Source organism: Diaphorobacter ruginosibacter, assembly GCF_014395975.1.
Lineage (GTDB): Bacteria > Pseudomonadota > Gammaproteobacteria > Burkholderiales > Burkholderiaceae_C > Diaphorobacter_A > Diaphorobacter_A ruginosibacter.
In genome coordinates this window covers 4,940,001-4,963,642 of sequence record NZ_CP060714.1, presented here as the reverse complement: position 1 = coordinate 4,963,642, position 23,642 = coordinate 4,940,001, and the positions used below count along the sequence as shown (strand labels likewise).

At 60.5% G+C, this 23,642-nt stretch carries 15 protein-coding genes, 4 tRNA genes and 2 rRNA genes (1 of these 21 only partly in view); 1 reads left to right on the top strand and 20 read right to left on the bottom strand.

The annotated features are described in order from the left end of the window. Positions 1–49 precede the first annotated feature (49 nt). The 18 genes from H9K76_RS22335 to H9K76_RS22250 form a co-directional block, all read right to left on the bottom strand. The gene (locus H9K76_RS22335; protein WP_187597432.1) at positions 50–775 is read right to left on the bottom strand and encodes a response regulator; all 726 of its coding nucleotides are present in this window, start codon (positions 773–775) and stop codon (positions 50–52) included. A gap of 40 nt (positions 776–815) precedes the next feature. Further along, entirely contained in the window at positions 816–3,110 is a 2,295-nt protein-coding gene (locus H9K76_RS22330) for a sensor histidine kinase (RefSeq protein WP_187597431.1), read from the bottom strand. Continuing rightward, a complete protein-coding gene (locus H9K76_RS22325) occupies positions 3,107–3,733 on the bottom strand; it encodes a DUF4390 domain-containing protein (protein ID WP_246475200.1) in 627 nt (208 codons plus the stop codon). Before H9K76_RS22325 ends, H9K76_RS22330 begins: the two co-directional genes overlap by 4 nt. Before the next feature lie 19 nt (positions 3,734–3,752). After that, positions 3,753–5,174: a 16S rRNA (cytosine(967)-C(5))-methyltransferase RsmB gene (gene rsmB, locus H9K76_RS22320; RefSeq protein WP_187597429.1), complete on the bottom strand. Its 1,422-nt coding sequence runs from the start codon at positions 5,172–5,174 to the stop codon at positions 3,753–3,755. Between the two features lie 35 nt (positions 5,175–5,209). Next, positions 5,210–5,764, bottom strand: coding sequence for a LemA family protein (locus H9K76_RS22315; RefSeq protein WP_187597428.1), 555 nt, complete (start codon positions 5,762–5,764; stop codon positions 5,210–5,212). A gap of 209 nt (positions 5,765–5,973) precedes the next feature. Continuing rightward, positions 5,974–10,209: a DNA-directed RNA polymerase subunit beta' gene (rpoC, locus tag H9K76_RS22310; protein WP_187597427.1), complete on the bottom strand. Its 4,236-nt coding sequence runs from the start codon at positions 10,207–10,209 to the stop codon at positions 5,974–5,976. A 22-nt stretch (positions 10,210–10,231) separates the two neighbouring features. Further along, entirely contained in the window at positions 10,232–14,356 is a 4,125-nt protein-coding gene (gene rpoB, locus H9K76_RS22305; RefSeq protein WP_187597426.1) for a DNA-directed RNA polymerase subunit beta, read from the bottom strand. A 362-nt stretch (positions 14,357–14,718) separates the two neighbouring features. Continuing rightward, entirely contained in the window at positions 14,719–15,096 is a 378-nt protein-coding gene (gene rplL / locus H9K76_RS22300) for a 50S ribosomal protein L7/L12 (protein WP_187597425.1), read from the bottom strand. 52 nt (positions 15,097–15,148) lie between these two features. Then, positions 15,149–15,655, bottom strand: a complete 507-nt coding sequence (gene rplJ / locus H9K76_RS22295; protein ID WP_187597424.1) for a 50S ribosomal protein L10 — start codon at positions 15,653–15,655, stop codon at positions 15,149–15,151. Positions 15,656–15,901: 246 nt separating this feature from the next. Continuing rightward, on the bottom strand, positions 15,902–16,597 hold the full coding sequence (gene rplA, locus H9K76_RS22290) for a 50S ribosomal protein L1 (RefSeq protein ID WP_187597423.1): 696 nt from the start codon (positions 16,595–16,597) through the stop codon (positions 15,902–15,904). A 2-nt stretch (positions 16,598–16,599) separates the two neighbouring features. Further along, positions 16,600–17,031: a 50S ribosomal protein L11 gene (gene rplK / locus H9K76_RS22285; RefSeq protein WP_187597422.1), complete on the bottom strand. Its 432-nt coding sequence runs from the start codon at positions 17,029–17,031 to the stop codon at positions 16,600–16,602. A 127-nt stretch (positions 17,032–17,158) separates the two neighbouring features. Beyond that, positions 17,159–17,746 carry a transcription termination/antitermination protein NusG gene (gene nusG, locus H9K76_RS22280; RefSeq protein WP_187600798.1) on the bottom strand — a complete coding sequence of 196 codons (588 nt, stop codon included), beginning with the start codon at positions 17,744–17,746 and terminating at the stop codon, positions 17,159–17,161. An 18-nt stretch (positions 17,747–17,764) separates the two neighbouring features. Beyond that, positions 17,765–18,148, bottom strand: coding sequence for a preprotein translocase subunit SecE (secE, locus tag H9K76_RS22275; protein ID WP_187597421.1), 384 nt, complete (start codon positions 18,146–18,148; stop codon positions 17,765–17,767). An 89-nt stretch (positions 18,149–18,237) separates the two neighbouring features. Continuing rightward, a tRNA-Trp gene (locus H9K76_RS22270) sits at positions 18,238–18,313 on the bottom strand. A 13-nt stretch (positions 18,314–18,326) separates the two neighbouring features. Continuing rightward, entirely contained in the window at positions 18,327–19,517 is a 1,191-nt protein-coding gene (tuf, locus tag H9K76_RS22265; RefSeq protein ID WP_187597420.1) for an elongation factor Tu, read from the bottom strand. A gap of 66 nt (positions 19,518–19,583) precedes the next feature. Then, positions 19,584–19,658, bottom strand: a tRNA-Thr gene (locus tag H9K76_RS22260). 42 nt (positions 19,659–19,700) lie between these two features. Further along, positions 19,701–19,774, bottom strand: a tRNA-Gly gene (locus H9K76_RS22255). A 51-nt stretch (positions 19,775–19,825) separates the two neighbouring features. After that, positions 19,826–19,911, bottom strand: a tRNA-Tyr gene (locus H9K76_RS22250). Positions 19,912–20,256: 345 nt separating this feature from the next. On the opposite strand from H9K76_RS22250, the gene H9K76_RS22245 reads away from it, so the two are divergent. Then, a complete protein-coding gene (locus H9K76_RS22245) occupies positions 20,257–20,787 on the top strand; it encodes a GspH/FimT family protein (protein ID WP_187597419.1) in 531 nt (176 codons plus the stop codon). A gap of 259 nt (positions 20,788–21,046) precedes the next feature. Here the strand turns inward: H9K76_RS22245 and rrf are convergent. Continuing rightward, positions 21,047–21,159: ribosomal RNA gene (gene rrf, locus H9K76_RS22240) — 5S ribosomal RNA — on the bottom strand. A 136-nt stretch (positions 21,160–21,295) separates the two neighbouring features. After that, positions 21,296–23,642 (bottom strand): 23S ribosomal RNA (locus tag H9K76_RS22235); it runs 532 nt beyond the window's last position.

The following is a 23,642-nucleotide window of genomic DNA, read 5'->3' as shown; positions in this document are numbered from 1 at the left end:
TTGGCTCTTTTTGCAAATCAGCGAAAAAATCTTTTTTAATGAATTCTTGTCAGCTTCGTTTGTTACGGCCCAAGTCTACACCGAGTTGGCGCAGCTTTCGGTAAAGATGGGTGCGTTCGAGCCCTGTTTTTTCTGCAACACGGGTCATGGAGCCGCCTTCGCGGGCCAAATGAAACTCGAAGTATGCTTTTTCGAAGCCATCGCGTGCTTCACGCAAGGGGCGGTCGAGGTCAAAGCCCTGATGGGCCAAGGGGCCTTGGTCCACTTCCGGAGCCGGTGCGACAGCCGTTGCCTGCGCGCCCGCTGCACCATTCACTGCCAGGCCCGGGGCACCCCCTGCCGGGCGTGCCGCCTGCGCAGCGCCTGAGCTGGCCTGGGTACCGGCCGCCGGTGCAGGCACACCGTTGCCGTTGTTGCGGGCGAGGCCCTGCTCCACTGCCTTGAGCAGTTTCTGCATGGTGATGGGTTTTTCGAGAAACGAGAAGGCGCCGATACGTGTGGCTTCCACGGCCGTATCGATGGTGGCGTGGCCGCTCATCATGATGACCGGCATGTTCAACATGCCCGACGTGGCCCATTCCTTGAGCAGGGACACGCCATCGGTGTCGGGCATCCAGATGTCCAGCAGCACCAGGTCATAGACATTGTCCAGACGAGCGTTGCGAGCCTGGGTGGCGTTCTCTGCGAGGTCGACGCTGTGACCTTCGTCGTTCAGGATTTCCGACAACAGATCCCGGATCCCCAGTTCGTCGTCTACCACCAGAATGTTTGCCATTTGTTTTGATACGCCCTTATTGCACGATATGCGCGTGTTGTTAAAGTGCTGAAGCGATGTCGAAAGGGAATGATAGCGACACTTGCGCCCCCTTTACCACATCGTTTTCCACACGATTGACCAAATCGACACGTGCACCGTGTTCGTCTGCTATTTTTTTCACCACCGCGAGCCCCAATCCCGTGCCGCGCGGCTTCGTCGTTACATAAGGCTCGAACGCCCGCTGCAGTATATGAGCAGGAAAGCCCGGCCCCGAGTCTGACACAGTCAGACGCACACGTTGGGATGAAGCACTCACCGCGGTGCTGATGCGAACCGGCCTGAGCGGCTCGCCGCTTTGTTCCGCGGCCTGTTGCGTGGCATCCTGGGCATTTTGTAAAAGATTATGTATGACCTGCCGCAGCTGCTGCGCATCGCCGTTGATGTGGGGGTTGCGAGGATCGAGTTCGGCCTCGACCGACACGGTCGCGTTCTCGGCGCCGTACAGGTGGAGCACGTCGTTGACGAGTGCGTTCAGGTCAAGGCTCTGCAACTCGGCGGCCGGCAGTCGTGCGTAGTCGCGGAACTCGTTGACCAGGCGCTTCATGGCATCGACCTGCTCCACGATGGTCTTGACCGACTTGGTCAGCACGGCCTGTTCGGGTGGCGGCAGCTTGCCTTCGAGCTTGATTTCGAGGCGCTCGGCAGACAGCTGGATCGGAGTGAGCGGATTCTTGATCTCATGCGCGAGACGGCGTGCGACCTCGCCCCAGGCCTGGGCGCGCTGCGCGGAGACGATCTCGGAGATGTCATCGAACACCAGGAGACGCGTGCCCTCTGGCAGCTCGGCACCGCGTGCCACCAGGCTGGTGCCCTGCGTGCCCACGCCCGAGGGAGGCGCATCCAGCTCGAACGGGTGCTGCCAGTGATCGAGGCCGTGGTGGCTGCGTTCGCGGTGGAACTCGTCGAAGTGGTGCTGCACCGAGGCACCGAAGTCCGCGAGCCCCGGCACGTCAACCAGCAGTCGGCCTTCGAAGGCGGCCATGGGTGCACGCAGGATCCGCGTGGCACCAGGGTTCGAGGAGAGGATGGTGCCCTCGGCGTCCAGCACGATCACGCCGGCGGTCAGGTTGTCCAGGATGGTCTGCAGGTTGGCGCGCGCGGCGTCGACGTCGCCCATGCTGCGCTCGACGGCGGCTCGCGCGTCGGCCAGCTGCTGGGTCATGGTGGCGAAGGACCGTGTGAGCCCGCTGAGCTCGTCATGGCTCTGCATCGCCGCCTTCGGGCTCAGATTGCCCGAAGCCACCTCGCGCACACCATCGGCGAGCAGCAGCAACGGCCGCACCAACTGGTTGCCCAGCAGCACGGCCAGCAGGACTGCGCCGAAGACGGCAAGAAACAGACTCAGGGTGAGAGTGCCGATGTACATGCGCCGCAGGCCGCCGCGCGCAAGCGCCCTCTCCTGGTATTCGCGGTTGGCCTCCTGCACGGCGATCGCGTTGGCGACCAGCGCGGGCGGCAGCAACACGGTCGACTGCAGGAAGCGCGGCTCGACGAGCAGGCCCACCGTGGGGCTGCTGACCACGACGAGCGCCTTCACGCGCACGTTCTCCTCGACCTGCGCCGAGCCGAGATCGTCCAGCCCCTCGATCTGAAAGGACACACGATCCTGTCGCACATTGCGCAGTTGCTGCTGCGTGGGCCGCTCGGGGTTGAGCGAGTAGCGGGACTGCCCTGCGCTGGCGATGGGCTGGCCGGACGAGTTCCACAGCACCATGTCGGTCGCGCCCAGCTGGTCCTTGATACGGTCGAGCACAAGACCCGCTGCTGCGTCGGGCACCTGGGCGAGCTGGCTGCTGGCCTCGCGCGTCTTCGATGCGATGTCCGCGCCCATGGTGTCGAGCGACGTCCGTGCGAGGCTCACGCCCGCGGACAGCGCGCCTTCCACGCGCACGTCGAACCAGCTCTCGATCGAGCGCGATACGAACTGATAGGACACCACGTAGATCAGCAGGCCCGGAATCACCCCGACGACGGCAAAGATGCCGGCCAGCTTCATGAGCAGGCGGCTGCCGAAGCGGCCACGCTTCAGGCGCACGACCAACCGCGCGGCGCCCCAGACCAGCACGGCCAGCAGCACCACGGCGACGAGCACGTTCACGCCCATCAGCCAGGCAAAGTTGCGTTCGTAGAGGTCGCGGTTGTTGGTGGCCAGCGTCAGCAGGAACAGCAGCACCACGGCAATCGCGCACATCACGGCCGCACCGATGGCCAGTGCATAGCGCACCGTGCGCGCGCGGGTGGCCTGCTTGCGTGCAGCCTCCGAGACAGGCACGGGCCGCTGCTCGACGCTCATTTTTCGCTCTCCACCGTATTGCCCGTCAAACGCACGCTGCGCGAGAGCAGCAGGTTCCAGCCGGAACGGCCGACGGTGCTCAGCTGCAGCGGCCGCGGCAGCTGCGACATGTCGAGGCGGAACTGGAAATGGAGGATCTGCTGTCCGCTGCCATCCAGCGCATCCGCGGGCGCAACGCTCCAGCGCGTGATGCGCTGCATGACGGCCAGCGCGTCGCCAAGCTCATCGAAGTTCTGCCCCAGCGAAACGCCCAGGCCGCTGTCCGAAAAGGGAGTGGACGACTGGCTCAGTCGCCAGCGGCGTGTGAGCGGCTGATAGCTCAGGCGCATGTGGCGCGTGGCCTGCGCCACCATCCTGTCGGACCAGTACCAGCGCTCACGCACCACCTGCGCCTCGGCCACGAAATACATCGCGATGCCCTTGTAGAGCGCATCTTCGACCTGTTCTGGCAGATCGAAGCGCATGGTCGTGGTGAGCAGCAGGCCTTCGGACGACTCGGTCAGCCGGAAATCCTTGATCTCGCCCGGTGCCTGATTGGAGTGTTGCTGCGCATGCGATGCGGGAAGTGCAAGGAACGCCAAGGTCGCAGCCAGCAGTAGCACCTGCAGGCATGATGCAAGCATTCTGCTGCGTGGCTTCAGCTCACGCAGCCAGCTTTTGCAGAAGTGCGTAGTAAAAGCCGTCATGGTCACCTGTTGCATTCTGGCCGAGCTTGTCGCCCCCTGCGGAATGGCCGGGCATTAAATGCCCGGGCGAGGTGAGTAATTGTGCGCGATTGTTGCGTGAGAGAAACGCTTTGACCTGATTCTCGCCCTCCTCGCGGAAGACCGAGCAGGTGCAGTACAGCAGCCTGCCGCCGGGCTTGAGCAGCGGCCACAGCGCATTCAGCAGCCGCTCCTGCAGCCGTGCCAGCTGCGACAGGTCGCTCTCGCGGCGCAGCCAGCGCACGTCGGGGTGGCGTCGCACAATGCCGGACGCGCTGCACGGCGCGTCCAGCAGGATCGCATCGAAAGGCGCCTTGCCGTTGGCCTGGGCCCACCAGTCCTCGACCTGGGCCGCGTCGCAGACGATCACGCCGGCTTTCAGGTGCAGGCGCTCCAGCGTCTCGCCGATGCGGCGCGCGCGCACGCCGTCCATCTCGAGCGCCGTCACCTGCACGGGCGAGCCTGCCCCAGCCATCTCCAGCAGGTGTGCCGTCTTGCCACCAGGGGCCGCGCAGGCATCGAGTATCTGCAGCGGTGCCGCGGTATCAAGGCCCTCGAGCAGCAATGGCGCCGCCATCTGCGCGGCGGCATCCTGCACCGACACATCGCCCGCCTCGAAGCCCGGCAGACGCGAGACAGGTGCAGGCTGCGACAGCTCGATGCCGACCGGGCCGACCAACACGCCAGACAGCTCAGCCTCATCGGCGAGGCGCTTCAGATAGTCCTGCGCCGTGCCATGTTGCTGGTTCACGCGCAGCGTCATCGGTGCATGGGCATTGTTGGCCTGCAGGATCTGCTGCCAGTGGTCGGGATAGTCCTTCCGCAGCCGGCGAATCCACCATTCCGGATGGTTCCATTGGGCGACCGGGTCCTTGTCCGTGGATGCCACCAGGGCATCGCGCTCGCGCAGAAAGCGGCGCAGGCAGGCATTGATGAAGCCCGACTGCCCGCGCATGGCGGGATTGTTCTTCGCAGCCTCGACGGCCTGGCTGACCAGCGTGAAGGGAGGATAGGGCGCGCCCTCCTCTTGCCAGGCCAGCGCCAACGCGGTGCACAGCAGGTTGTCCACGCGCGGCGGCGGGTTGCGCGGAGCGAGCGCCTTGCGCAACGCAACCGCGCGGCCCAGTTGGCGCAGCGCCTGGAACAGAAGGGCCTGCACGCCGGGGCGCAGGCTGCGCTCCACCTGCTCCAGGACGGCCGTGGCCGACTGGCCGCCGCGCACCGCCTGCAGGCATTGCGCGGTTGCGTCGAGCTGCTTCCACAGCGCCAGGCCCTGCTGCGGCTGCGATGCGGCGGCTCCTTGGCCGCGCGTGGGCGCACGCTTGTTGGAGACGGTGGGGATGTTTGCCGGTGTCGACATGGGTCGGAAAGCCAATCAGGAGCGCGCAGCGCGGATCAAAGCGTCTGCGCCTGCTTGAAGCCGAAGACCCATGCCAGCAGGTTGGCTGGAAACTGGGCTACGGCCTGGTTGTAATGGTCCACCGCGGCATTGAATTGCGCGGTGGCGTTTTCGATCTGCGAGCGTTGCTGCTCGCTGCGCTGGATCAGCGAGTTCAAGGTCTGCACGGCATCGACGGCCTCGCCTTCACGCGCGGGCTCGGGCGATGACTCCAGCAGCTTCTGCCAGGCCGCATCGAGCACCTTGCCGCCGGCCACCAGCGCGGAGCCCGCGCTGGCATCCAGAGGCCTTGCACGCATCACGGCAAGCGAGGCAGCGTACTGGGTGACGGATGCCCTCAATGCCTCATGCATCTGCGCATCCTCCGGCAGGCGCGGCCCCGTCACCGTGGCATCGTATTCGGCAAGCAGCGCGGTGCGGCGCAGCAGTTCGGCATCGAGCGCGCCAAACGCCTGGATCGCCGACGAGCGCAGGCGCATCAGCCGGTTGTAGGCGCCGACAGCCCAGAACAGCAGCACTGCCAGAACGATGAGCCAGCCCGTGAGGAACATATGTGGCGATCCGTTTGGTGAGACATGAGAGTTCGCAGTATCCAGTATCGCCTGCGAAAGCGGCATGCGGAAAGCCGCACACCTGAAAAAATGAAACTCCCGCGCCGCTTGTGCAGGTCATGCACAGCAGGGCGGGAGTTGATCGAACCAGGATTCACGCGGTCATGCATGAATCCCGGTGGTCACGATGGACGCCAGGCGCTGCGGAATCACTCTGCAGCTTGCGTGCCCTCGTTCTGGGCGGCGGGCTCGACCGCATCGTCGGCGCTGTCCACGGCAGCCATTTCGGCGGCTTCCGATTCGGCGATGGCGCGGCGCTCGGCTTCGTCCATGGCGTCCTTGGCCTTGCGTGCCTGGTGGTATGCCAGACCCGTACCTGCCGGGATCAGACGACCCACGATCACGTTTTCCTTCAGGCCACGCAGCTCGTCGCGCTTGCCCATGATGGCAGCCTCGGTGAGCACGCGGGTCGTTTCCTGGAAGGACGCGGCCGAGATGAACGAGTCGGTGGACAGCGATGCCTTCGTGATACCCAACAGGATGTTGGAGTACGTGGCAGGAATCTTGCCTTCCTTCTGCAGCGCTTCGTTCGTGTTGAGGATTTCCGAACGTTCGACTTGTTCACCCGAGATGTAGGTGGACTCGCCGATGTTCTCAACCACCACACGACGCAGCATCTGACGCACGATCACTTCAATGTGCTTGTCATTGATCTTCACGCCCTGCAAGCGGTACACGTCCTGCACTTCGTCCACGATGTAGCGCGACAGTTCCTCGATACCCAGCAGGCGCAGGATGTCCTGCGGATCCGCCGGGCCGTCGACGACCAGCTCGCCCTTGTTCACGACCTGGCCTTCGTGCACCAGCACGTTCTTTTCCTTGGGAACCAGTTCGTCCCAGACCTTGCCTTCCGGATCGGTGATCTGGAGGCGGACCTTGCCCTTGGTTTCCTTGCCGAACGAGATCGTGCCGGTCATTTCGGCCAGCATGCCCTTGTCCTTCGGCGAACGCGCTTCGAACAGTTCGGCCACACGTGGCAGACCACCGGTAATGTCGCGGGTCTTCTGACCTTCGACCGGGATACGCGCCAGCACTTCGCCCGGGCCCACGTCCTGGTCATCGCGCACCTGGATCAGCGCGCCGATCTGGAAGCCGATCGTCACCGAATGATCGGTGCCGGGGATCTTCACTTCCTGACCGTTCGCGTCGATCAGCTTGACCTGCGGACGCACCACCTTGGCGGAGCCGCGGCGCTTCGGATCGATCACAACGAGCGTGGACAGACCGGTCACTTCATCGACCTGCTTGGCGACGGTGAGGCCTTCCTCAACGTTCTCGAACTTCACACGACCGGCGTACTCGGTGATGATCGGGCGAGTCAGCGGATCCCAGTTGGCGAGAATCGCGCCAGCCTTGATCGTCTGATCGGCCTTGATCGTCAGCGTAGCGCCGTAAGGCACCTTGTGACGCTCACGCTCGCGACCGTTTTCGCTGATGACGATTTCGCCGGAACGCGAAATCACCACCAGTTCACCCTTGGTGTTGGTCACGTAGCGCATCGTGCTGTTGAAGCTGATCGAACCGTTCGACTTGGCTTCCACGCTCGAGGCGATGGCGGCACGCGAAGCCGCACCACCGATGTGGAACGTACGCATGGTCAGCTGGGTACCCGGTTCACCGATGGACTGGGCGGCGATCACACCCACGGCCTCGCCGAGGTTGATCAGGCCGCCACGGCCCAGGTCGCGGCCGTAGCACTTGGCGCACAGGCCGTAGCGCGTTTCGCAGGTCAGGGCGGTGCGCACCTTCACTTCGTCCACGCCCTGGGCTTCCAGTTCCTCGATCGTGTCTTCGTCCATCATCGTGCCGGCGGGAGCCAGCACGGCGCGGGTCTCGGGGTGCAGGATGTCTTCTGCAGCCACGCGGCCGAGGATACGGTCGCGCAGCGACTCGATCACTTCACCGCCTTCGACGATGGCGCGCATCAGCGAGCCATTGTGGGTGCCGCAGTCCAGCTCATTCACCACGAGGTCCTGCGTCACATCCACCAGACGACGCGTCAGGTAACCCGAGTTCGCGGTCTTCAACGCCGTATCCGCCAGACCCTTACGGGCACCGTGGGTGGAGATGAAGTACTGCAACACGTTCAGGCCTTCGCGGAAGTTCGCGGTAATAGGCGTCTCGATGATCGAGCCGTCAGGCTTGGCCATCAGGCCACGCATGCCGGCGAGCTGGCGAATCTGCGCTGCGGAACCGCGGGCGCCGGAGTCGGCCATCATGTAGATCGAGTTGAACGATTCCTGGTCGACTTCGTTGCCGTGGCGGTCGATGGTCTTCTGCTTGGCCAGCTGGGCCATCATGACCTTGGAGACTTCGTCACCGGCCTTGCCCCAGATGTCCACGACCTTGTTGTAGCGTTCGCCCGTGGTCACGAGACCGGAGACGTACTGCTGCTCGATCTCCTTCACTTCCTTCTCGGCGCGGCCGATGATCTCCGCCTTCTGCGGCGGCACGAGCATGTCGTCCACGCAGATGGAGATACCGGCGCGCGTGGCCAGGCGGAAGCCGTTCTGCAGCAGCTTGTCTGCGAACACCACGGTTTCCTTCAGGCCGCACTTGCGGAAGCTGGTGTTGATCAGCTTGGAGATTTCCTTCTTCTTCAGCGCCTTGTTCAGGTTCGAGAACGCCAGGCCCTTGGGCAGGATCTCGGACAGCAGCGCACGGCCGACGGTGGTTTCCGTCAGCTTGGTTTCGGGCTCGAACTCGCCTGTCGCCTTGTTCTTGGTCCACTCGACCAGGCGCACGCTGATGCGTGTGGCCAGCTCGACCTCGTTGGCGTCGAGTGCGCGCTGCACTTCGCCCACGTCGGAGAACACCATGCCTTCGCCCTTGCCGTTGATCTTGTCACGCGTTGCGTGATAAAGACCCAGCACCACGTCCTGGGAAGGAACGATGGAAGGCTCGCCCGAAGCCGGGAACAGCACGTTGTTCGATGCCAGCATCAGTGTGCGGGCTTCGAGCTGCGCTTCCACGGACAGCGGCACGTGAACGGCCATCTGGTCACCGTCGAAGTCGGCGTTGAACGCCGCGCAGACCAGCGGGTGCAGCTGGATCGCCTTGCCTTCGATGAGGATGGGCTCGAAGGCCTGAATACCCAGGCGGTGCAGCGTAGGAGCACGGTTCAGCATGACCGGGTGCTCCTTGATGACCTCTTCCAGGATGTCCCACACCACTGGCGTGCCGGCTTCCACTTCCTTCTTGGCAGCCTTGATGGTCGTGGCGATGCCCATCGCTTCGAGGCGCGAGAAGATGAATGGCTTGAACAGCTCGAGAGCCATCAGCTTGGGCAGGCCGCACTGGTGCAGCTTGAGGTAAGGACCCACGGTAATCACGGAACGACCGGAGTAGTCCACGCGCTTGCCCAGCAGGTTCTGACGGAAACGACCGCTCTTGCCCTTGATCATGTCGGCCAGCGACTTGAGGGCACGCTTGTTCGCACCGGTCATCGCCTTGCCGCGACGGCCGTTGTCCAGCAGCGAGTCCACCGCTTCCTGCAGCATGCGCTTTTCGTTGCGCGCGATGATTTCCGGAGCCTTCAGCTCCAGCAGGCGGCGCAGACGCGAGTTGCGGTTGATGACGCGGCGGTACAGGTCGTTCAGGTCGGAGGTCGCGAAGCGGCCGCCGTCCAGTGGCACCAGCGGACGCAGGTCCGGTGGCAGCACGGGCAGCACTTCCAACACCATCCACTCGGGCTTGATGCCCGACTTCTTGAACGCCTCGAGCACCTTCAGGCGCTTGGCGTTCTTCTTGACCTTGACTTCCGAGCCGGTCAGATCGCCACGCAGACGCTCGATCTCGAGGTCGATGTCGATGTTTTCCAGCAGGTCCTTGATGCCTTCGGCGCCCATCTTGGCGATGAATTCATCGCCGTATTCCTTGCGCTTGGCGTCATAGTCGTCCTCGGACATGATGCTGAACTTCTTCAGCGGGGTCATGCCGGGGTCGGTCACCACATAGGCTTCGAAGTACAGCACGCGCTCGATGTCGCGCAGCGTCATGTCGAGCACCAGGCCCAGACGCGACGGCAGCGACTTCAGGAACCAGATGTGCGCGCAGGGAGCGGCCAGGTCGATGTGACCCATGCGCTCGCGGCGAACCTTGGTCTGCGTGACTTCAACGCCGCACTTCTCGCAGATCACGCCGCGGTGCTTCAGACGCTTGTACTTGCCGCAAAGGCATTCGTAGTCCTTGATCGGGCCGAAGATCTTTGCGCAGAACAGGCCGTCACGCTCGGGCTTGAACGTGCGGTAGTTGATCGTCTCAGGCTTCTTCACCTCGCCGAAAGACCACGAGCGGATCTTCTCGGGCGAAGCCATGCCGATCTTGATGGCATCGAAATGCTCATCAGGCGTGAATTGCTTGAACAGGTCGAGTAACGATTTCATGGACTCTTTCCCTTTTCAATAATTAAGAACGTTCCAGTTCGATGTCCAGGCCCAAGGAACGGATTTCCTTGACCAGCACATTGAACGATTCCGGCATGCCGGCTTCGATCGAGTGTTCGCCCTTGACGATGTTCTCGTACACCTTGGTACGGCCCACCACGTCGTCGGACTTCACCGTCAGCATTTCCTGCAGCACGTAGGCGGCGCCGTAAGCTTCCAGCGCCCACACTTCCATTTCACCGAAACGCTGGCCACCGAACTGGGCCTTGCCGCCCAGCGGCTGTTGCGTCACGAGCGAGTACGGACCGGTGGAGCGGGCGTGCATCTTGTCGTCGACCAGGTGGTGCAGCTTCAGGTAGTGCATGTAGCCGATGGTGGTCGGGCGCTCGAAGCGCTCGCCGGTACGGCCGTCATACAGGTACGCCTGCGTGCGTGTCTCGGTCAGGCCCTTGGCCTTCGCGATATCGTCCGGATAGGCCAGCTTGAGCATGTCCTTGATCTCGGCTTCCGATGCGCCATCGAACACGGGCGATGCGTACGGCACGCCGCTGCGCAGGTTGCCGGCCATGTTCATGATCTCGTCGTCAGACAGCTGCGACAGCTCTTCCTTGCGGCCGCTCGAGTTGTAGATCTGCTCCATCAGGGCACGGATCTCTTCGGCACGTGCGTGGTCGCGCAGCATCGCGTCGATGCGCTGGCCCAGGCCCTTGCCGGCCCAGCCCAGGTGGACTTCCAGCACCTGGCCGATGTTCATGCGCGATGGCACGCCCAGCGGGTTCAGCACGATGTCTGCGGTGGTGCCGTCTGCCAGATAAGGCATGTCCTCGACCGGGGTGATCTTGGAGACCACACCCTTGTTGCCGTGACGACCGGCCATCTTGTCACCGGGCTGCAGGCGACGCTTGACGGCCAGGTACACCTTGACCATCTTCAGCACGCCAGCCGGCAGCTCGTCGCCCTGCGTGAGCTTCTTGCGCTTCTCTTCGAAGGCCAGGTCGAACGCGTGGCGCGTCTGCTCCAGCGCGTTCTTGATGGACTCGAGCTGGGTAGCGACGTTGTCGTCGGCAGGACGGATGTCGAACCAGTGGAACTTGTCCACGCCGTCGAGGTAGGCCTTGTCGATCTTCGTGCCCTTGGCGAGCTTCTGCGGGCCGCCGTTGGCCACCTGGCCGATCAGCAGCTTCTCGATACGGTCGAACGCGTCGGCCTCCACGATGCGCAGCTGGTCGTTCAGGTCCAGGCGGTAGCGCTTGAGTTCATCGTCGATGATCTGCTGGGCGCGCTTGTCGCGCTGGATGCCTTCGCGGGTGAACACCTGCACGTCGATCACGGTGCCCGAGGAGCCCTGATCCACACGCAGCGAGGTGTCCTTCACGTCCGAAGCCTTCTCGCCGAAGATGGCGCGCAGCAGCTTCTCTTCAGGCGTGAGCGTGGTCTCGCCCTTGGGCGTGACCTTGCCGACCAGCGTGTCGCCGGGCTGCACTTCCGCACCCACGTAGATGATGCCGGACTCGTCGAGGCGGTTCAGCTGCTGTTCCGACAGGTTCGGAATGTCGCGCGTGATTTCCTCAGGGCCGAGCTTCGTGTCGCGGGCCATCACCACCAGTTCCTCGATGTGGATCGAGGTGTAGCGGTCTTCTGCCACGATGCGCTCGTTGATCATCACCGAGTCTTCGTAGTTGTAGCCGTTCCAGGGCATGAACGCGATCAGCATGTTCTGGCCGATGGCGATTTCGCCCAGGTCGGTCGACGCACCGTCAGCCACCACGTCGCCCTTGGCCAGCTTGTCGCCCTTCTGGACGATCGGACGCTGGTGGATGTTGGTGTTCTGGTTGGAGCGCTGGTACTTGATCAGGTTGTAGATGTCCACGCCGACTTCGCCGGCAACGGCTTCGTCGTCGTTCACACGCACCACGATGCGGGTCGCGTCGACATAGTCGACCACGCCACCGCGCATGGCGGTCACGACGGTGCCGGAGTCCACGGCGGCCACGCGCTCGATCCCGGTGCCGACCATCGGCTTTTCGGGACGCAGCACAGGCACGGCCTGACGCGACATGTTGGCGCCCATCAGCGCGCGGTTCGCGTCATCGTGCTCAAGGAACGGAACCAGCGAGGCAGCCACGGAAACGATCTGGGCAGGCGACACGTCCATGTACTGCACGCGCTCTGCCGACACCAGCGTGGATTCACCCTTTTCACGGGCCGACACGAGGTCACCGGTCAGGCGGCCTTCCTCGTCCAGGGTCGCATTGGCCTGGGCGATGATGTACTTGCCTTCCTCGATGGCCGACAGGTAGTCGATTTCCATCGTGACCTTGCCGTCCACCACGCGGCGATACGGCGTCTCGATGAAGCCGTATTCGTTCAGGCGGGCGTACAGGGCCAGCGAGTTGATCAGACCGATGTTCGGGCCTTCAGGCGTTTCGATAGGGCAGACGCGGCCGTAGTGGGTCACGTGCACGTCGCGCACTTCAAAGCCTGCGCGCTCGCGTGTCAGACCACCCGGGCCAAGGGCCGAAACACGGCGCTTGTGGGTGATTTCGGCCAGGGGGTTGGTCTGGTCCATGAACTGCGACAGCTGCGATGCACCGAAGAACTCCTTCAGCGCCGCGGAGATCGGCTTGGAGTTGATCAGGTCGTGCGGCATCAGTGGCTCTTGCTCCGCCTGACCCAGACGTTCCTTCACGGCCTTCTCGATACGTGCCAGGCCGGTGCGGTACTGGTTTTCCGCCAGTTCGCCCACGCAGCGCACGCGGCGATTGCCCAGGTGATCGATATCGTCGACTTCGCCCTTGCCGTTGCGCAGGTCCACGAGGATCTTCACCACGGAGAGGATGTCGTCGTTGTCCAGCACCATCGGGCCGGTCGCGCCATCGCGGCCGACCTTGGCGTTGAACTTCATGCGGCCCACGCGCGACAGGTCGTACGTGTCCGGGTTGTAGAACAGACGCTGGAACAGCGCCTGCACGGCGTCTTCCGTTGGAGGCTCGCCGGGGCGCATCATGCGGTAGATGGCCACGCGTGCGGCGAACTCATCGACGGTTTCGTCGATGCGCAGCGTCTGCGAGATGTAGGCGCCCTGGTCCAGCTCGTTCGTGTAGATGCACTGGATTTCGCGCACGCCGGCGGAGCGCAGCTTCTTGAGCAGCGCTTCGGTCAGCTCGTCGTTGGCCTTGGCGATGATTTCACCCGTGTCGCCGTCGACGATGTTGCGTGCCACCACGCGGCCGATGAGGAAGTCCTCGGGCACGCTCACGTGGGTGGTACCGGACTGCTCCAGCTCACGCGTGTGGCGTGCGGTGATGCGCTTGTCCTTGGCCACGACGACCTTGCCGGACTTGTCGGTGATGTCGAAACGTGCCACTTCACCCTTCAGGCGCTCGGGCACGAATTCCATCTGTGCGCCGCTGTCCATCAGGCGGAAGTTATCGTTCACGAAGAAGTTCGCGAGGATGGATTCCGGATTCAGGCCGATGGCCTTCAGCAGGATCGTCACGGGCATCTTGCGGCGACGGTCGACGCGGAAGTACAGGATGTCCTTCGGGTCGAATTCGAAGTCGAGCCACGAGCCGCGGTAGGGAATGATGCGTGCCGAGAACAGCAGCTTGCCCGAGCTGTGCGTCTTGCCCTTGTCATGCTCGAAGAACACGCCTGGCGAACGGTGCAGCTGGGACACGATCACGCGCTCGGTACCATTGATGATGAACGAACCCTTGTCCGTCATCAGCGGCACTTCACCCATGTAGACTTCCTGCTCCTTCACTTCCTTGACGACCTTGGAAGCGGCGGTGGAGGATTCGCGGTCATAGATGATCAATTGCACCTTGGCGCGCACGGCCGATGCAAAGGTCAATCCACGGGTCTGGCACTCACGCACATCGAAAGCAGGCTTGGCGAGGTTGTACTCGACAAACTTCATCTCGACGAAGCCGTTGTGCGAAACGATGGGGAATGCGGCGTTGAACGCGGCCTGCAGGCCATCATCGCTGCGTTTTTGAGGGGCTGTACCAGCTTGCAGGAATGCGGTGTAGGCATCACGCTGCATCTGCAACAGATAAGGCACTTTGAGCACACTGTCACGGCTGCCGAAGCTCTTGCGAATCCGCTTGCGCTCGGTGTAGCTGTACGTGGAAGTTTGGGCCATGAGATCTCCAGGCAAAGACATGAAACTGGTCTTCGACGACTGCCCTACAAGGCACGCTTGTAGGCTTGGCGGTTGGCCACTACCAACCATGGCGGACGGCGATGCGTTGCACATCGCCCGAACCAAGGCACCTTCTGCTGTCGGATGAATCAGAAGGCACTAGAAAATGGTTGCCGGAACAGGAACCGCTTTCTGGTGCGCTCTGGACACAATGGCCCGAAATTACCACCTCGATCTGACGACAAAACGACCATCGAGGTCGTCAGACAAGGCGTCTTCCAGCTGACGGACATTGCCGCGCGCTAGAAGCACCAAAGGCTGGAGGCCCCAAATGGAACCTCCAGCCCTCAGAACTGAGCGAATTACTTCAGTTCAGCCTTGGCACCGGCTTCAACCAGCTTCTTGGCAGCGGCTTCAGCGTCAGCCTTGGGCATGGCTTCCTTCAGGGTCTTGGGAGCGCCGTCGACCATGTCCTTGGCTTCCTTCAGGCCCAGACCGGTGATTTCACGCACGGCCTTGATCACGCCAACCTTGTTGGCGCCTGCTTCGAGCAGAACCAGGTTGAACTCAGTCTTTTCTTCAGCAGCAGCAGCGCCACCAGCAGCGCCGCCAGCAGCGGGAGCAGCCATAGCAGCGGCGGACACGCCGAACTTCTCTTCAATGGCCTTCACCAGGTCATTGAGTTCCATAACCGTCATGCTGTCCAGAGCGGTCAAGAATGCGTCTTTATCGAATGCCATTTTGATTTCCTAACAATTGGTTTATATGGGGATAACTGCGTGCTTTTCAAATTTAAGCAGCTGCAGCTTCGCCTTCGCCCTTCTTTGCCGCCAGAGCGCCCAGCACAACGGCTGTACGCGAGATAGGCGACATGAGCAAGCCACACAGTTGGGCCAGCAGCACTTCCTTGGAAGGGATGCTTGCCAGTTGCTTCACGCCATTGACGTCCAGGGCCTTGCCTGCGAAAGCGCCACCGCGAATCACCAACTTGTCGTTGGTCTTCGCGAAATCGGCCACCACCTTGGCAGCGGCCACAGCGTCTTCGGAGAAGCCATAGATCAGCGGACCGGTCATCTGGTCTGCCACCACGTCAAACTGGCCGCCAGCCACCGCACGACGTGCCAGAGTGTTCTTCAGAACGCTCAGGCTGACGCCTTGGTTGCGGGCTTCAACGCGCAGCTTGGTCATGTCGGCGACCGTGATGCCACGGTATTCCGCGAACACCAGCGTTTGAGCTTTTGCGGCGAGGCTGGTCACTTCATTGATGACCGCTTCTTTCTCACTGCGATTAAGACTCAAGGTCTACTCCTTCATATGCGCACTTCGAACAGGTTCTCCGTGCGCGCTCTTGGGTTTCAGCGACCAACTGTTGAGGAAAAATTTCTCGTTCCATCTGCAGCGGGATCGCCATCTGCGTTGGCATCATCGTGATTTAAGTGCAGCCTGCCTGCACACCAACGGTCTTGGATGACCTGACACCGACGGATCGGTGCCAGCCCACCACATCGAGCACTCTTGCGAGCACCCGAAGATTTCTTGAAGCGATTACGCTGCGATGGTCTGTGTATCCACGCGGACGCCAACGCCCATGGTGGAGGACACAGCGACCTTGCGCAGGTACACGCCCTTGCTCGTAGCTGGCTTGGCCTTGTTCAGGGCTTCGACCAGAGCAGCCAGGTTACCCTGCAGCTTCTCGTTGTCGAACGAACGACGACCGATCGTGCCGTGGATGATGCCGGCCTTGTCGACGCGGAACTGGATCTGACCAGCCTTGGCGTTCTTCACAGCCGTGGCCACATCAGGAGTCACCGTGCCCACCTTGGGGTTAGGCATCAGGCCGCGCGGGCCCAGGATCTGACCCAGGGTACCCACGATGCGCATTGCGTCGGGAGCAGCGATCACCACGTCGAAAGGCATGTCGCCAGCCTTGACTTGGGCAGCCAGATCGTCCATGCCGACGATGTCGGCGCCGGCGGCCTTGGCTTCTTCAGCCTTGGCGCCTTGGGCGAACACAGCCACGCGGGTGGTCTTGCCGGTGCCGTGAGGCAGCACGACAGCGCCACGAACCACTTGGTCCGACTTCTTCGCGTCCACGCCGAGTTGCACGGCAACGTCGATGGACTCGTCGAACTTGGCGGTAGCGGCTTCCTTCACGATAGCCACAGCGTCGGCGAATGCGTACAGCTTGGTGCTGTCGACCTTGCCGGCCAATGCTTTTTGCTTCTTGGTCAACTTTGCCATGATTACAGTCCCTCCACCGTCACGCCCATGGAGCGGGCCGAACCTGCCAGAGTGCGCACAGCAGCGTCAACGCTGGCTGCGTTCATGTCCTTCAGCTTGGTCTTGGCGATTTCTTCCAGCTGAGCGCGGGTGATCTTGCCGACCTTCGTGGACAGGGCGTTCGAAGAACCCTTGTCCAGCTTGATGGCCTTCTTGATCAGCACGGTCGCTGGAGGCGTCTTGATGATGAACGTGAAGCTCTTGTCAGCAAAGGCCGTGATCACCACAGGCAGTGGCAGACCTGGCTCGACACCTTGAGTCTGCGCATTGAATGCCTTGCAGAACTCCATGATGTTCAGACCACGTTGACCCAGTGCCGGACCAATTGGAGGAGATGGATTTGCCTTACCAGCTGGAACTTGCAGCTTGATAAAGCCGACGATTTTTTTCGCCATGGCTAGATTCCTTACGGGTCATAACGCGAACCTTGGAATGCAAGGCCCGCTCCCCGGGGTTGCAGCTCGAAAACAAAGCGATGCCGGTGCTGAGCTGTAGCGCACCGACGCGCTGATCTTTGACAGATCAGGTCTTCTCGACCTGACCGAATTCCAGTTCGACCGGAGTGGAGCGTCCGAAAATCATCACCGACACGCGCAGGCGGTTCTTTTCGTAGTTGACTTCTTCCACCGTGCCGTTGAAGTCCGTGAACGGGCCTTCCTTCACGCGGATCAGCTCACCCACAGTGAACTCGATCTTGTGGCGCGGCTTGTCCGTGCCCTGCTCCATCTGGCTCACGATCTTCTGAACTTCTTCTTCAGAGATCGGCGCAGGACGGTTCTTGGCACCACCCACAAAGCCCGTGACCTTGCTGGTGTGCTTGACCAGGTGCCAGGTGTCGTCTTCCATTTCCATTTCGACGAACACGTAGCCCGGGAACAGACGACGCTCGGTCGTCTTGCGCTGGCCATTCTTCATCTCGACCACTTCTTCGGTCGGAACCAGAATGCGGCCAAACTTGTCCTGCATGCCCGCACGCGCGATGCGCTCGAGAATGTTGCGCTCGACCGCCTTCTCCATGCCGGAGTAGGCGTGAACGATATACCAGCGCAGATCCGGATTACCGGAAGAAACAGTGACCGGAACTGCGGATGCAGCGCCAGCATTTTCCATGGCGTCATCAGTCATCGGTTACTTCCTCCAGCCCAGAATCAGATCGTACAGAACCCACTCGAGGGTTTTGTCCGTAAACCACAAGAACAAAGCCATGATCACCACGAAGGCGAACACATAGCCCGTCATCTGCAGGGTTTCCTTGCGCGTAGGCCAGACGACCTTGTTGACTTCCCTCCAGGCGTCACGCGCAAAGGCCACGAACTGGCGGCCAGGCTCGGACACGAGGAATACGACAGCCGCAGCCACCAACCCCACCAGGAGAACAGCCCACTGAACGACCGGGCCTTGCTTGGCAAGCAGATAAAAACCCGCGATAGCCGCCAGCACCAGTACAGCGACAAACGCGAGCTTCGCCTTGTCAGCTCCAGTACTAACGGTTTCAACCTGAGAAGTGGCCATATGTGACTGCAATCTTTACTTAACACAGCGTCGCACAAGACGCCGAAGCCCGCCAAGGCTTGGCGGGCTTGTTGTTCACCACCCTTAGGTGGCAGGGGCAGTAGGAATCGAACCTACAACCTTCGGTTTTGGAGACCGACGCTCTGCCAATTGAGCTATACCCCTACGATCTCACGAATTACGCAATGATCTTGGCAACCACGCCAGCGCCGACGGTACGGCCGCCTTCGCGGATGGCGAAACGCAGACCTTCTTCCATGGCGATCGGGGCGATCAGCTTCACGGTGATGGACACGTTGTCACCAGGCATCACCATTTCCTTGTCTGCGGGCAGCTCGATGGAGCCGGTCACGTCAGTCGTACGGAAATAGAACTGTGGGCGGTAGTTGTTGAAGAAAGGAGTGTGGCGGCCGCCTTCGTCCTTCGACAGAACATACACCTCAGCGGTGAAATGCGTGTGCGGCTTGATCGAGCCGGGCTTGCACAGCACCTGGCCGCGCTCGACGTCTTCGCGCTTCGTGCCGCGCAGCAGCAGACCCACGTTGTCGCCAGCTTGACCCTGGTCCAGCAGCTTGCGGAACATTTCCACGCCAGTGACCGTGGTCTTCTGGGTGTCACGGATACCGACGATTTCGATTTCTTCGCCGACCTTGATGATGCCGCGCTCGACACGACCCGTCACCACGGTACCACGACCGGAGATCGAGAACACGTCTTCCACGGGCATCAGGAAGGCACCGTCCACAGCGCGCTCAGGCGTGGGGATGTAGGTGTCCAGGGCTTCAGCCAGGCGCATGATGGCGGGCTCACCCTTGTCGGACTGGTCGCCTTCCAGGGCCAGCTTGGCGGAACCACGGATGATCGGGGTGTCGTCGCCAGGGAAATCGTACTTGTCGAGGAGTTCGCGAACTTCCATCTCGACCAGCTCGAGCAGTTCTTCGTCGTCCACCATGTCGCACTTGTTCAGGAACACGATGATGTAGGGCACGCCCACCTGACGAGCCAGCAGGATGTGCTCGCGGGTCTGGGGCATCGGGCCGTCAGCAGCGGAGCACACCAGGATGGCGCCGTCCATCTGAGCAGCGCCAGTGATCATGTTCTTCACATAGTCGGCGTGACCAGGGCAGTCCACGTGAGCGTAGTGGCGGTTAGCCGTTTCGTACTCGACGTGAGCGGTGTTGATGGTAATGCCGCGGGCCTTTTCTTCCGGAGCCGCGTCGATCTGGTCGTAGGCCTTGGCTTCGCCGCCAAACTTCTTCGACAGAACGGTAGCGATAGCAGCCGTCAGCGTAGTCTTACCGTGGTCAACGTGACCGATGGTACCGACGTTCACGTGCGGCTTGGTCCGTTCGAATTTTTCCTTTGCCATTTCTTGACTCCGAAAACTTACACCCAAAAATAAAGGCGCTACCCGAACGGACGCACCTGAAACTTGTGGTGCCCATGGCGGGAATCGGACCCGCGACCTCTCCCTTACCAAGGGAGTGCTCTACCACTGAGCCACATGGGCAACTTCACAGCGCATTGCGCTCAAACATTCTCCAAACCAACATGGAGCGGGAGACGGGAATCGAACCCGCGTCATTAGCTTGGAAGGCTAAGGTTCTACCATTGAACTACTCCCGCTTGGCTTCTCAACCAGCGTCGCACCCCAACGAGGACCTCGACTCTCAAATTTGGTGGAGGGGACTGGATTCGAACCAGTGTAGGCGTAAGCCAACAGATTTACAGTCTGCCCCCTTTAGCCACTCGGGCACCCCTCCGGAGAACTTGCAATTATAGCGGATTTTTTTTAACTCTACCAACAAACCCCTAAAAATTTTTTAGTTGCCTGCCGTTTCGTCGAACCAGCCTTACTGCGACTCGCATTGTAGCCTGCGAATGAATGCCCTTTTGGCAAAACGAGCACTAATTTTTGCTTTTCCCAAGGCTGTTCAGCAGCACTCATGAATGCGCACCCTCCAGTGGATCGGAGACTTGTCCACCTGCATCAACCCCGCCGCCTGGCTTTCTGCGACAACTGCGATTTCTCACTCACAGAAGCAGTCACACGGATGCACCAAGACCCGCCCTGCCTCATCACGAGCAGGCATAGACCAGCCGGAGGCTTGACCCTGGTCGAGCTATTGTGCGTGCTCGCCCTGCTTGCCATCCTGGCCACGCTTGCCACACCCGGGGTCGGCAGTCAGATCAGCCGCCTGCGCATTCACCAAAGCGCTTCCGAACTCAAGGGCGCCCTGCTCCTGGCGCGCTCCGAGGCGGTACGCAGGGGCGAGGACATCAAGATCCGCAAGCACAACGTCCTGGACCACGGGGCATGCAGCAGCATTGCTGCCTCCGACTGGAGTTGCGGCTGGATTGTTTTCCTTGATCGCAACAACAACGGAACCTTCGAGGAGCGCGCCCCTATCACCCACGATAGCGACGAGTTGCTGCAGGTCTTCACGCCTGGCCGTGGCACCGTGGTGCACTTCAGCAGCCATGCATCCGTTCTGACCGTGAACCGCTGGGGTGCCCTCAACGGCATCGGAGCGAGTTTCACGATCTCGAGCCATGTGATCGATAGCGCTCAAGGGATCATCATCTGCATTTCTTCGGGCGGAAGAATTCGGGCTATTGATGGCGGTGTATGCACCTAGATTGCGGGTTTCTATGGGACCTTGCTTTGTGAGATGCTGTGTTGTTGCGGGTGTGCTGTGTAGAACGGCCTTGATCTGCCTGGAGGTCAGGTGCCTGCGGTCAGTCCCGGCCTCTGCGGTGTGGCCAGGTGAGGAGATGTTCTACAGGGCAGAGGGAGCCCTTTTCATGCCCCTGCAATGGAGTGCTGTGCGATTGTGGCGCCCCCAAAGCAAAACGCCCTCCGACTCTGTCGAGTGGAGGGCGGTTTGGGCTGTAAGAGCCTGACGATGACCTACTTTCACACGGGAACCCGCACTATCATCGGCGCAAAGTCGTTTCACTGTCCTGTTCGGGATGGGAAGGAGTGGGACCAACTTGCTATGGTCATCAGGCATAACTGGGTGCTTGGCAGTTCATTTGGTGAACTGCGTTGCGAATTCATAGAGTCTTCAATCAGCTCAATCGTATTGAGGTTAATTTGATTGCGTACTTGGCATAACTACAAGTCTTTGAACATATCAAAGTTATAGGGTCAAGCCGCACGGGCAATTAGTACTGGTTAGCTTAACGCATTACTGCGCTTCCACACCCAGCCTATCAACGTCGTGGTCTACAACGACCCTTCAGGGGGCTCGAGGCCCCGGCAGATCTCATCTTGAAACGAGTTTCCCGCTTAGATGCTTTCAGCGGTTATCTCTTCCACACATAGCTACCCTGCGATGCCACTGGCGTGACAACAGGTACACCAGAGGTGTGTCCACTCCGGTCCTCTCGTACTAGGAGCAGGCTTCCTCAAATCTGCAGCGCCCACGGAAGATAGGGACCAAACTGTCTCACGACGTTTTAAACCCAGCTCACGTACCTCTTTAAATGGCGAACAGCCATACCCTTGGGACCGACTACAGCCCCAGGATGAGATGAGCCGACATCGAGGTGCCAAACACCGCCGTCGATATGAACTCTTGGGCGGTATCAGCCTGTTATCCCCAGAGTACCTTTTATCCGTTGAGCGATGGCCCTTCCATACAGAACCACCGGATCACTATGTCCTGCTTTCGCATCTGCTCGACTTGTCAGTCTCGCAGTTAAGCACGCTTATGCCATTGCACTATCGTCACGATGTCCGACCGTAACTAGCGTACCTTCGAACTCCTCCGTTACACTTTGGGAGGAGACCGCCCCAGTCAAACTGCCTACCATGCACTGTCCCCGATCCCGATAAGGGACCTAGGTTAGAACCTCAAACACACCAGGGTGGTATTTCAACGTTGGCTCCATGAGAACTAGCGTCCTCACTTCAAAGCCTCCCACCTATCCTACACAGATCTGTTCAAAGTCCAATACAAAGCTACAGTAAAGGTTCATGGGGTCTTTCCGTCTTTCCGCGGGGAGATTGCATCATCACAAACATTTCAACTTCGCTGAGTCTCAGGAGGAGACAGCGTGGCCATCGTTACGCCATTCGTGCAGGTCGGAACTTACCCGACAAGGAATTTCGCTACCTTAGGACCGTTATAGTTACGGCCGCCGTTTACTGGGACTTCAATCAAGAGCTTGCACCCCATCATTTAATCTTCCAGCACCGGGCAGGCGTCACACCCTATACGTCCACTTTCGTGTTTGCAGAGTGCTGTGTTTTTATTAAACAGTCGCAGCCACCGATTTTTTGCAACCCCTTTGGGCTCGCTCTGTACGAGTCCACCTACTTGGGGCATACCTTCTCCCGAAGTTACGGTATCAATTTGCCGAGTTCCTTCTCCTGAGTTCTCTCAAGCGCCTTAGAATACTCATCTCGCGCACCAGTGTCGGTTTGCGGTACGGTCGTCAATAGCTGAAGCTTAGTGGCTTTTCCTGGAAGCAGGGTATCACTCACTTCGTCTGCAAGCAGACTCGTTATCACCCCTCATCTTAGCCCGGCGGATTTGCCTACCGGGCACGACTACAGGCTTGAACCAACATATCCAACAGTTGGCTGAGCTAACCTTCTCCGTCCCCACATCGCACTATTGATCGGTACAGGAATATTGACCTGTTTCCCATCAGCTACGCATCTCTGCCTCGCCTTAGGGGCCGACTCACCCTACGCCGATGAACGTTGCGTAGGAAACCTTGCGCTTACGGCGAGCGGGCTTTTCACCCGCTTTAACGCTACTCATGTCAGCATTCGCACTTCTGATACCTCCAGCATCCGTCTCCAGACACCTTCACAGGCTTACAGAACGCTCTCCTACCACGTGCAATAAATTGCACATCCGCAGCTTCGGTAACTGGCTTAGCCCCGTTACATCTTCCGCGCAGGACGACTCGATCAGTGAGCTATTACGCTTTCTTTAAATGATGGCTGCTTCTAAGCCAACATCCTGACTGTTTTAGCCTTCCCACTTCGTTTCCCACTTAGCCAATTTTAGGGACCTTAGCTGGCGGTCTGGGTTGTTTCCCTCTTGAGTCCGGACGTTAGCACCCGGTGCTCTGTCTCCCAAGCTGTACTCTGCGGTATTCGGAGTTTGCCTTGGTTTGGTAAGTCGCCATGACCCCCTAGCCAAAACAGTGCTCTACCCCCGCAGGTAATACTTGAGGCACTACCTAAATAGTTTTCGGAGAGAACCAGCTATTTCCAAGTTTGTTTAGCCTTTCACCCCTATCCACAGCTCATCCGCTAGTTTTGCAACACTAGTCGGTTCGGACCTCCAGTACCTGTTACGGCACCTTCATCCTGGCCATGGATAGATCACTTGGTTTCGGGTCTACACCCAGCGACTAAGACGCCCTATTCGGACTCGATTTCTCTACGCCTCCCCTATTCGGTTAAGCTTGCCACTGAATGTAAGTCGCTGACCCATTATACAAAAGGTACGCCGTCACCCCTTACGAGGCT

What these genes read in the sequence shown, in the direction of transcription:
- rplA (WP_187597423.1), bottom strand. Translation starts at nt 16,597, where the DNA reads ATGGCAAAGTTGACCAAGAAGCAAAAAGCATTGGCCGGCAAGGTCGAC.
- rplL (WP_187597425.1), bottom strand. Translation starts at nt 15,096, where the DNA reads ATGGCATTCGATAAAGACGCATTCTTGACCGCTCTGGACAGCATGACG.
- tuf (WP_187597420.1), bottom strand. Translation starts at nt 19,517, where the DNA reads ATGGCAAAGGAAAAATTCGAACGGACCAAGCCGCACGTGAACGTCGGT.
- rsmB (WP_187597429.1), bottom strand. Translation starts at nt 5,174, where the DNA reads ATGTCGACACCGGCAAACATCCCCACCGTCTCCAACAAGCGTGCGCCC.
- rpoB (WP_187597426.1), bottom strand. Translation starts at nt 14,356, where the DNA reads ATGGCCCAAACTTCCACGTACAGCTACACCGAGCGCAAGCGGATTCGC.
- secE (WP_187597421.1), bottom strand. Translation starts at nt 18,148, where the DNA reads ATGGCCACTTCTCAGGTTGAAACCGTTAGTACTGGAGCTGACAAGGCG.
- H9K76_RS22315 (WP_187597428.1), bottom strand. Translation starts at nt 5,764, where the DNA reads ATGTTCCTCACGGGCTGGCTCATCGTTCTGGCAGTGCTGCTGTTCTGG.
- H9K76_RS22335 (WP_187597432.1), bottom strand. Translation starts at nt 775, where the DNA reads ATGGCAAACATTCTGGTGGTAGACGACGAACTGGGGATCCGGGATCTG.
- rplK (WP_187597422.1), bottom strand. Translation starts at nt 17,031, where the DNA reads ATGGCGAAAAAAATCGTCGGCTTTATCAAGCTGCAAGTTCCAGCTGGT.
- nusG (WP_187600798.1), bottom strand. Translation starts at nt 17,746, where the DNA reads ATGGAAAATGCTGGCGCTGCATCCGCAGTTCCGGTCACTGTTTCTTCC.
- rpoC (WP_187597427.1), bottom strand. Translation starts at nt 10,209, where the DNA reads ATGAAATCGTTACTCGACCTGTTCAAGCAATTCACGCCTGATGAGCAT.
- H9K76_RS22325 (WP_246475200.1), bottom strand. Translation starts at nt 3,733, where the DNA reads ATGCTTGCATCATGCCTGCAGGTGCTACTGCTGGCTGCGACCTTGGCG.
- H9K76_RS22330 (WP_187597431.1), bottom strand. Translation starts at nt 3,110, where the DNA reads ATGAGCGTCGAGCAGCGGCCCGTGCCTGTCTCGGAGGCTGCACGCAAG.